Source organism: Dyella sp. NPDC103356 (assembly GCF_055584465.1).
This window is the reverse complement of record NZ_JBVJLZ010000005.1, coordinates 479997-489124: the sequence shown is the minus strand read 5'-3', so window position 1 is coordinate 489124 and position 9128 is coordinate 479997. Positions and strand designations below refer to the sequence as shown.

At 62.3% G+C, this 9128-nt stretch carries 11 protein-coding genes; 5 read left to right on the top strand and 6 right to left on the bottom strand.

Annotated elements, in window-relative coordinates:
- Positions 1–287 precede the first annotated feature (287 nt).
- Positions 288–749: a DUF192 domain-containing protein gene (locus ACZ6WW_RS14630; protein WP_465274839.1), complete on the top strand. Its 462-nt coding sequence runs from the start codon at positions 288–290 to the stop codon at positions 747–749.
- Here ACZ6WW_RS14630 and ACZ6WW_RS14625 read toward each other — a convergent pair.
- Together ACZ6WW_RS14625 and ACZ6WW_RS14620 are read right to left on the bottom strand one after the other, a co-directional pair.
- On the bottom strand, positions 698–874 hold the full coding sequence (locus ACZ6WW_RS14625; RefSeq protein WP_281851774.1) for a hypothetical protein: 177 nt from the start codon (positions 872–874) through the stop codon (positions 698–700). The genes ACZ6WW_RS14630 and ACZ6WW_RS14625 overlap by 52 nt on opposite strands.
- A gap of 158 nt (positions 875–1032) precedes the next feature.
- Positions 1033–1227, bottom strand: coding sequence for a rubredoxin (locus tag ACZ6WW_RS14620; protein ID WP_281851773.1), 195 nt, complete (start codon positions 1225–1227; stop codon positions 1033–1035).
- Positions 1228–1332: 105 nt separating this feature from the next.
- On the opposite strand from ACZ6WW_RS14620, the gene thiE reads away from it, so the two are divergent.
- From thiE to ACZ6WW_RS14605, 3 genes are read left to right on the top strand one after another with little or no spacing between them, the layout of a single operon-like run.
- Positions 1333–1980, top strand: coding sequence for a thiamine phosphate synthase (gene thiE, locus ACZ6WW_RS14615; RefSeq protein ID WP_465274838.1), 648 nt, complete (start codon positions 1333–1335; stop codon positions 1978–1980).
- On the top strand, positions 1977–3263 hold the full coding sequence (hemL, locus tag ACZ6WW_RS14610) for a glutamate-1-semialdehyde 2,1-aminomutase (protein ID WP_465274837.1): 1287 nt from the start codon (positions 1977–1979) through the stop codon (positions 3261–3263). Before thiE ends, hemL begins: the two co-directional genes overlap by 4 nt.
- A gap of 19 nt (positions 3264–3282) precedes the next feature.
- The gene (locus ACZ6WW_RS14605; protein WP_465274836.1) at positions 3283–4140 is read left to right on the top strand and encodes an ion transporter; all 858 of its coding nucleotides are present in this window, start codon (positions 3283–3285) and stop codon (positions 4138–4140) included.
- A gap of 174 nt (positions 4141–4314) precedes the next feature.
- On the opposite strand, the gene ACZ6WW_RS14600 is transcribed toward ACZ6WW_RS14605, so the two are convergent.
- Entirely contained in the window at positions 4315–5550 is a 1236-nt protein-coding gene (locus ACZ6WW_RS14600) for an acetylornithine/succinylornithine family transaminase (protein ID WP_465274835.1), read from the bottom strand.
- Between the two features lie 354 nt (positions 5551–5904).
- On the opposite strand from ACZ6WW_RS14600, the gene ACZ6WW_RS14595 reads away from it, so the two are divergent.
- Positions 5905–6114 (top strand): hypothetical protein, encoded by a 210-nt coding sequence (locus ACZ6WW_RS14595; protein ID WP_465274834.1) that lies wholly within the window; start codon positions 5905–5907, stop codon positions 6112–6114.
- 127 nt (positions 6115–6241) lie between these two features.
- On the opposite strand, the gene ACZ6WW_RS14590 is transcribed toward ACZ6WW_RS14595, so the two are convergent.
- The 3 genes from ACZ6WW_RS14590 to ACZ6WW_RS14580 all read right to left on the bottom strand — a co-directional run bounded on the left by ACZ6WW_RS14590 (position 6242) and on the right by ACZ6WW_RS14580 (position 9108).
- On the bottom strand, positions 6242–7582 hold the full coding sequence (locus ACZ6WW_RS14590) for a sigma-54 dependent transcriptional regulator (protein ID WP_465274833.1): 1341 nt from the start codon (positions 7580–7582) through the stop codon (positions 6242–6244).
- Between the two features lie 274 nt (positions 7583–7856).
- Positions 7857–8276 (bottom strand): VOC family protein, encoded by a 420-nt coding sequence (locus ACZ6WW_RS14585; protein WP_465274832.1) that lies wholly within the window; start codon positions 8274–8276, stop codon positions 7857–7859.
- A gap of 10 nt (positions 8277–8286) precedes the next feature.
- Complete coding sequence (locus tag ACZ6WW_RS14580) at positions 8287–9108, bottom strand: SDR family oxidoreductase (RefSeq protein WP_465274831.1); 822 nt, start codon at positions 9106–9108, stop codon at positions 8287–8289.
- Positions 9109–9128 lie beyond the last annotated feature (20 nt).

Below are 9128 nucleotides of genomic sequence, written 5' to 3'. Positions count from 1 at the left end.
CTCAATCACTTGCGTCCGATTTCTCGATCCGCTTCGGAACATTTCGTCCCGAGTGAGCCGCCCATATTACATCGTTTTTCCTGTCCGTCAACACCTTCGTGAAGATCAATTTTCAGCGGAGGGTGGAGCAGGAAACCTTCGCGGAGGACGTCTCGTCGAAGGGGTGTGAATCATAGCGCCGGCCGTCATGCCTGTGAAGGGGGGAATGACGATTTTTTTCCATTCGATGACGGTCGAGGCCGACGTTACACTCGCCCGCGCCCTTGCCACTATAGAGAGTGCCCTTGATGAAACGCCTGCCGCTTTCCGTGCCCATCCTTGCCCTGGCTCTTATGGCGGGCTCAGCTCTGGCCGCCAACGCGGCGAAGACACCCAGCGTCGCCCTGCATGGGAAGACCTTTTCGACCGAACTGGCGCTCGATGACGCCGGCCGCGAGCACGGCCTGATGGATCGCACCAGGCTGGCAGCCGATCACAGCATGCTGTTCGTGTTTCCCAATGCCGAAACGCGCTACTTCTGGATGAAGAACACGCTCATCCCGCTGGACATCCTGTATTTCGACAGGGATCGCAAGCTGATCGCGATCGCCGCAGAAGCGCAGCCGTGCAAGGCCGATCCGTGCAAGGTCTATTCGAGTTACGGATCGGCCCGGTACGTACTGGAGCTGGCCGGTGGCGTGGCCAAACAGGCCGGGATTCAGGTCGGCGACGAGTTGACGATCAATGGCGACGTGAGCGGCGCACGCTGATTGGCCGCCGGTGTATCGGCGAGGCCGTGCGTGCATGGCACGCCGACACGATAGGGAATCAACGACTCGGGAAGCAGTTTTTCCAACATGTCCCACTCGTCTTCGAAGGGGATGAACTGCTGCATGGTGTTTGGCTCCTGGTAGTGCACGCCCCCAAAGGCGGGGCGCAGGAGCATAAGAACAGATGCTTAGGGATTCAGAGGTGAAGAAATCGGGCCTTTTACGGGCAAAGCCCGGCATGGCCGGGCCCTGATACGACTTGGACGACGATGCGCGAGCGCGATCAGTCGATTTCGATCATCTCGAAATCTTCCTTGGTCGCACCGCAATCCGGGCAGGTCCAGGTGTCCGGCACATCGGCCCAGCGCGTTCCGGGCGCAATACCTTCGTCAGGCAGACCCTCGGCTTCGTCGTAAATGAAACCGCAAACGACGCACATCCATTTGCGCAGGGTGGTGGTATCGGAGCTAGGACTCATCAGAAAGGGCTTGAATGGCTTAGGGAAAGCGCCATTCTCGCAACTCGCTCGCCGTTGCGAAAGCGCTTTTTCGTCACGGCACCTCAGATTCACACGGGAAGAGACATGCACCCTGTTCGATTTTCCGGCCACGGCCTCTACATCATCACCGACGGCCCCCGCCCCGACCTGCTTGCCGCGACGCGCCAGGCGCTGGAAGGCGGCGCCCGGATACTGCAATACCGCGACAAGACCCGGGATCACGCCCGGCGGCACGAGGAAGCCCTGGCGCTGAAAGCCCTTTGCGCCGAATTCGGCGTGCCGATGATCGTCAATGACGACGTCGCGCTGGCCCATGCCGCGGGCGCCGACGGCGTCCATCTGGGCGAAGACGATGGCGATATTGCTGCCGCGCGAGCAACCCTGGGCGCACAGGCGATCATTGGCGTGTCCTGTTACGACAGCCTCGATCGCGCCCGGGCCATGGCGGCAGCGGGTGCCGATTACGTCGCCTTCGGCGCGTTTTTCCCGTCGCCCACCAAGCCGGATGCCCGCCGCGCTCCACCTGAGCTGTTGCGGCAGAGCGCCGCGCTGAGCGTGCCGCGGGTAGCGATCGGCGGCATCACACCGGACAATGGCGGCGATCTGATCGACGCGGGCGCCGATTACCTGGCCGTGATCTCCGCCGTATTCGGCGCCGACGACGTACGCGCAGCTGCGCGCCGATTTGTCGATCTCTTTCCCCATTCCACGCCTAACGGACCGACCCGATGAGCAGCAACCACGAACTTTTCCAGCGCGCGCAACAACTGATGCCCGGCGGCGTGAATTCGCCGGTACGCGCCTTCAAATCGGTCGGCGGCGAACCGTTCTTTACGGCACGCGCAGACGGCGCCTATCTGTGGGACGTCGAAGGCAAGCGCTATATCGACTACGTGGGCTCGTGGGGCCCGATGATCGTCGGCCACAATCATCCGCATGTGCGCGAAGCGGTAGAGCGCGCCATACGCGACGGCCTTTCGTTCGGCACACCCTGCCCGGCCGAAGTCACCATGGCCGAAACCATCGTCAAACTGATCCCCTCGGTGGATATGGTGCGCATGGTCAATTCGGGTACCGAGGCGACGATGTCGGCGATCCGCCTGGCGCGCGGCGCCACGGGACGCTCGAAGATCGTCAAATTCGAGGGTTGCTACCACGGCCATGGCGATAGCTTTCTGGTGAAAGCCGGCTCGGGCGCGCTCACGTTCGGTGTGCCTACCTCGCCTGGCGTGCCCAAGGAAAATGCCGATCTCACGCTCACCCTGCCCTATAACGATCTGCAGGCAGCCAAAGCACTGTTTGCCGAACACGGCCATGAGATCGCCGGACTGATCATCGAACCGGTTGCGGGCAATATGAACTGCATCCCGCCGGTGGACGGCTATTTGCAGGGCCTGCGTGAGCTGTGCACGCAATCGGGCGCGCTGCTGATCTTCGACGAAGTGATGACCGGTTTCCGTGTGGCGCTGGGCGGCGCGCAGGCGCACTACGGCATCACGCCGGATCTCACCACCTTCGGCAAGATCATCGGCGGCGGCATGCCGGTGGGTGCCTATGGCGGCCGTCGCGACCTGATGGAGCAGGTTGCACCGGCGGGCCCGATCTACCAGGCCGGCACGCTTTCCGGTAACCCGGTCGCCATGGCGGCGGGCCTGGCGATGCTGGAGCTGATCCAGGCGCCGGGCTTCTACGACACGCTGGCTGCGCGCACTCGAGTGCTCACCGATGGCCTGCAGGCGGTCGCCGATGGCGCGGGCGTGCCGTTCAGTGTGAACCGCGTGGGTGGCATGTTCGGCCTGTTCTTTACCGGTGAAACGGTCACCAGCTACGCACAGGCGACCAAAGCGGATACGACACGATTCAATCGCTATTTCCACGGCATGCTGGAGCGCGGGATCTATCTTGCACCCTCGGCCTTCGAAGCCGGGTTTCTATCCAGCGCGCACAGCGATGAGGACATCGCCGCGACTTTGCAGGCATCGCGCGACGTGTTGCAATTGCTCGACAAAGGATAACGACAGAAGGATTTTTCCCATGAACCAGCGCGCGACGCAGTCGGCACTGACGCGATTCAGTCCAGCAAAAGGCGCACCGTGGCGCGCGCATTGGTTCCATATCATCTTCGGCCATGACGACCGTGCCGGACGCGCTTTCGACCTGGCGCTGATCGTCATGATCGTAGGTAGCATCCTCGTGTCGATACTCGACACGGTGGCCAATCTGCACATCGGCTGGAGTCGCGTTTTCTACGCACTGGAATGGCTGTTCACGATCGCCTTCACGATCGAGTTCGGCATGCGCATCGCCGTGGTCAACCGGCCATGGCGCTACATCTTCAGCTTCTTCGGGATCGTCGACCTGCTGGCCGTATTGCCGACCTACCTGAGCCTGTTCTTCATCGGCAGCCAATATCTGGTAGTGATCCGTGCGCTACGCATCCTGCGTATCTTCCGCATTTTGAAATTGACCCAGTACATGGGCGAGGCCGATCTGTTGTGGTCGACGCTCATACGCGCTCGACGCAAGATCCTTATCTTCATCAGCACGATCATGACGCTCGTGGTGATCTTCGGCGCACTGATGTATCTGATCGAAGGACCGGAGAACGGGTTCGACAGCATCCCGCGCTCGATGTACTGGGCCATCGTGACGATGACGACGGTGGGCTTCGGCGATATCACGCCGCACACCACGCTGGGGCAGATGGTGACATCGGTGATCATGCTGGTGGGTTACAGCATTATCGCCGTGCCTACGGGAATCTTTGCGGCGGAGCTGGCGGCGGAGATGCGTTCGAAGCAGGGCTCGCATTGCGCTGCTTGTGATCTGGCCGATCATGCGGCGGATGCGAAGTTTTGCCGAGGGTGTGGGGCGCGGCTGGAGAAGTTTTGAGTATTGAGGGCTTAGAGCCCCCCTCACCCCAACCCTCTCCCCCGGCAAAGCCAGGGGAGAGGGAGCTAAAAGCACGCAAGATTCATTCTTGCCTCACTGCGCCCCCTCTCCCCTGGCTTTGCCGGGGGAGAGGGTTGGGGTGAGGGGGCTGGGTGCTCGCGAGAACGCCGCCTATCAGCCCGCCACAAACGCCCGCAACGCATCGCCCAAGCGTTTCACGCCTTCGGCCATGTCTTCCTCGCCGATATTGAGCGGCGGCACGAAACGCAATACATCGGGGCCCGCCTGAAGCACCAGCAGACCATGCGCAGCGGCATAGTTGAGGATGTCGCCGGCCTTGCCCTTGTACGCATCGGACAACACGGCACCGATCATCAGCCCGCGACCGCGAACTTCCGAAAAGATATTCAACTCGCTGTTGAGCACGGCCAGCTTGTCGCGCAACACCTGCGCCTGGTTGTCCACGTTGGCCTGGATTTCCGGCGAGGAAAGCTTGCGCAGCGCGACACGCGCCACCGCTGCCGCCATCGGATTGCCGCCGAAGGTGGTGCCGTGCGCACCAAACTGCATCACCTCGGCCACCTTCGGGCCGGCGAGCATGGCGCCGATCGGGAAGCCGCAACCCAGCGCCTTGGCCAGGGTGACGATATCGGGGGTGACATCATCCTGTGTATGCGCGAACAAGGTGCCGGTGCGCCCCATGCCGCACTGAATTTCGTCCAGCACCAGCAGGGCACCGTACTGATCACACAATTCGCGCGCACGCCGGATGAAACCGGACGTGGCAGGCAGCACGCCGCCTTCGCCCTGCACCGGTTCGAGCATGACGGCAGCCACGTCGCCCTGGGCAAAGGCCGCTTCCAGCGCGGCGGCATCGTTGAAGTCGAGATAGCGGAAGCCACCGGGCAGAGGCTCGTAGCCTTCCTGGTACTTCGGCTGCGCAGTAGCCGTTACCGTGGCCAGCGTACGGCCATGGAACGAGCCACGGAACGTGATGATGACGCGCTTGTCGGCCGGGCGGCCCTGCGCCGTTGCCCACTTGCGCACCAGCTTGATCGCGGCCTCGTTGGCTTCCGCACCGGAGTTGCACAGGAAAACGCGCTCGGCAAAGCCGGAGGCCTCGACCAGTTCCTCGGCCAGCCGCAGCGGCGGCTCGGTATAGAACACGTTGCTGGCATGCCAGAGCTTCTGCGCCTGGGTGATCAGCGCCTCCAGCAAATCGGGGTCCTGGTGGCCGAGCGCGTTGACCGCAATGCCGCCACCCAGGTCGACGTAGTCGCGGCCGGTGGTGTCCCACACGCGCGCGCCCTTGCCGTGGTCGAGCACCAGGTCGCGCGGTCGATACACCGGCAGCCAATAGCGCTTGCCGAGATCGATGAGTGACTGTGCCGAACCGTCTTGCGATTGCATGAAAGTGCTCCAGGCATCGCCAGGGCGACGCCACATCGGTCAAAAGGGATGAATGCGGCCCTGGGGCGCCCGCATCGGACATACATCGTACGGCTAGCGCCCCTGCTTTGCACGTCGACACTGTAACAAGCTGGCAAGCTGTATCAAGCCTGTTACACCCATCGAAAAACGCTACAACCGCGCCATTTTTCAGGGGTCTACACGCGCTCCGCCGGCCGTTCGGCTGTAACGCGCGCAATACGACACCCTTTCGAAATTCGATGCGATTGGCCGAAAAACGGCGCAGTTGCGCCATTTTCCGGCTTGGCATGCCGATTGCCATCACTCCTGTGCAACACGGATAGGGGAGCGACGATGGAGAGCCCGCACAAATCCAACGCGCATCGCGAGATCGCGGCGGCATCGCTGGCGAGCCTCGCTGCCACGCTGGCAGCGATTCGTGCACATACGAGTGATGTGCACGAAGGCGCGCAGACCTCCTCTAAAGAAGGTTCAGACCAGGACGATTCGAGCGTCGACGCAGATGGCGAGCAGCCGCTGCTGATGCGTCGGCTTATGAGTTAAGCCATCGAGCTATGCCGGTGGCAACGTGGGCGGTAACCCGGCAACCCCTGTAGCCGGGGCACCAATGGAAGCCCCCGACCCGTCCCCTGCGGGTCGGGGGCCTTCCTCTTTTTGGGGTCGGGCTCTTTCAGCGCAGTTCGTCGAGCGCAAGCTGATGCTTCTTGCACAGCCGATAGATCGTCACCCGCGAGACCTTCAGGCGACGCGCACACTCGCTGATATTGAAATGGCTTTCGCGCAGGCACGCGATGATCGCGTCGCGCTCGGCGGCCACCCGCGTATGGCCCAGACTGGAACGTGCTGCCGTGGATGCCGACACATCGGATAAATCCAGATCCGCCACGCTGATCAATGCATCCTCGGCCACCACCGCCGCGCGCTGCACACGATTGAGCAACTCACGCACATTGCCCGGCCAGGCGAAATTACGCATCGCCTGGCGCGCCGATCGACTAAATGCGCGGGCGTGACTGCTGTGCTGCTCGCGGAATGCATCGAGAAATTGCTGCGCCAGCAGCTCGACATCATCGCCTCGCTCGCGCAAGGCCGGCATGCGCAGGCGCAATACGTTCAAGCGGTAATAAAGATCTTCTCGGAAACGACCCTGTGCGACGGCCTTTTCCAGGTCGACATGCGTGGCTGCCAGCACGCGCACGTCCAGTTTGATCGATTGACTGGAACCGACGCGTTCGACCGTGCCTTCCTGCAAGAAACGCAGCAGATTGGTTTGCGCATCCAGCGGCAGATCGCCGATTTCGTCGAGAAAAACGGTACCGCCTGCCGCCGTTTCAAAATGCCCGATACGACGCGCATTCGCGCCGGTGAAGGCACCGCGTTCGTGCCCGAACAACTCCGAATGCACCAGGTTGGGCGGCAGGGCGCCGCAATTGATCGCGGCGAACGGCCGATCGGAACGCACCGACAAGGCATGCAACGCACGCGCGGCCACTTCCTTGCCGGTACCGGTTTCGCCGGTAATCAGTACCGGCAGTTCGACCGGCGCGTACTTGCGTACGCTGGCGATCACCGCGCAGGTAGCTTCGCTGTCGCCGGTGATACCGAGCGCATCATGCTGCGACTGCAAGCGCAGCTCGCCGCTGAGACGCCGCAACGCATCGAGCAGGCGCTCGACATCCAGCGGGTCGGTAAAGAAATCCATGCTCGCTTGAAGGATACGTTCGAACGGCGACTCCAGCGTCGGCATGTCCGGCGATACCACCGCCAGCCACGGCAAGCGAGGATGCTCGGCCATCAACCGCTCCATGGCCTGCACGGATTGCGCGCTCGTGTCGCGCAGATCCGCCAACGCCACCACGATGTCGCCATTACGACGTCCTACTCCGCCTTGCCCGTCGGCTTCGGCTACGCGGGTGATCCATCCCGCATTCGCCAGCTGTTGTCGTTCCTGTTCGGCTGGACGGCCGAACCAGACAACGCAGCGCTTGGCGTCATCCCCCATTGCAGCCATCGCTCCTCCCAAACCCAAATCGGGTCAAAAGTCGCGACCAGGTCGAGGCCCCCTTCCCTTCAACACCTGGCCGGTACGGCGCCGGTTATTAACCGGGTGCGACTGTTACTAAAGCGTGATATGCATCACACAATATACACCGGCGTGGATGACAGCTACTGGTCAAAACGGGGCATTGCACTCGAACGGAAGCCCGAATACGGGGGCGTTCGGTAGAACGAATGGCCTAGCGGCACGAGGGAGCTGAACGCCCCTCGTGCCCCAGCGCCCGGCGTTACCAAACGCCGGTGTTGGGCATCGACGCCCAGGGTTCCTGCGGCGGCAGATGCCCGTTCTGCAGCAACTCCACCGAAATCAGGTCCGGCGAGCGCACGAAAGCCATGTGGCCGTCGCGCGGTGGGCGGTTGATGGTGTAACCCATCGATTGAAGGTGTGCGCAGGTCTTGTAGATGTCCTCGACCTGGAACGCCAGGTGGCCGAAGTTGCGCGCGCTGCCATAGTCCTCTTGCGAGTCCCAGTTGTGCGTCAGTTCGATTTCCGCGTCCGGCGTTTCCGGTGCGGACAGAAAGATCAGCGTGAACTTGCCGGCCGCGTTGTCCATGCGACGGTTTTCCTTCAAACCGAGACCTTCACAGAAAAAACGCAAGGTGGCATCGACGTCGCGGACGCGGATCATGGTGTGCAGGTACTTCATAAGAGGTCTTCTAGGCTTCCAGGAATAGATCGGGCAACAAAGGCTGAGTGGCATCGACGGCATAGGCCGAGAAGTCATGAACGCCGTCTTCGCGCAATACCTCTTCGTCGATAAGGAAGTTGCCGGCGAAACCCTTCGCGGTTCGGCTCAGCACCGCATGCGCCGCATCGGCAACGATCTCGGGCTTGCGGCAGCGGTCGATGGCGACACCCGCAATCATGTTCAACGCATCAGTGGCCACGATCGTACGCGGCCACAGTGCGTTGACGGCGACACCCTGCGGACCGAACTCGCCGGCCAGGCCAAGCGTGACGAAGCTCATGCCCATCTTTGCCAGGGTGTAACCGGTATGCGGCGCCCACCATTTCGGATCGAGCGAAGGCGGTGGCGCGAGCGTGAGGATGTGCGGATTGTCCGCGCGCAGCAGATGCGGCAGGCAGGCCTGCGCGCAGAGGAAACTGCCGCGTGCATTCACCTGCTGCATGAGGTCGAAGCGTTTCATCGGCGTATCCAGCACGCCGGCCAGCCAGATCGCACTGGCGTTGTTGACCAGGATATCGATGCCACCGAACGCTTCCACTGTCGCCGCGACCGCGGCCTGTACTTCGGCTTCTTCGCGGATATCGCATTTGATCGGCAAGGCCTTGCCGCCCGCCGCGACGATCTGCTCAGCGGCGCTGTAGATGGTGCCAGGCAGCTTCGGGTTCGCCACGCTGCTCTTGGCGGCAATGGCGATATTGGCACCGTCGCGCGCGGCACGTAGCGCTATCGCCAGCCCGATGCCACGTGATGCGCCAGTGATGAACAGGGTCTTGCCGGCCAATGAACTCATGCGCGCCTCGCCATAAAGAG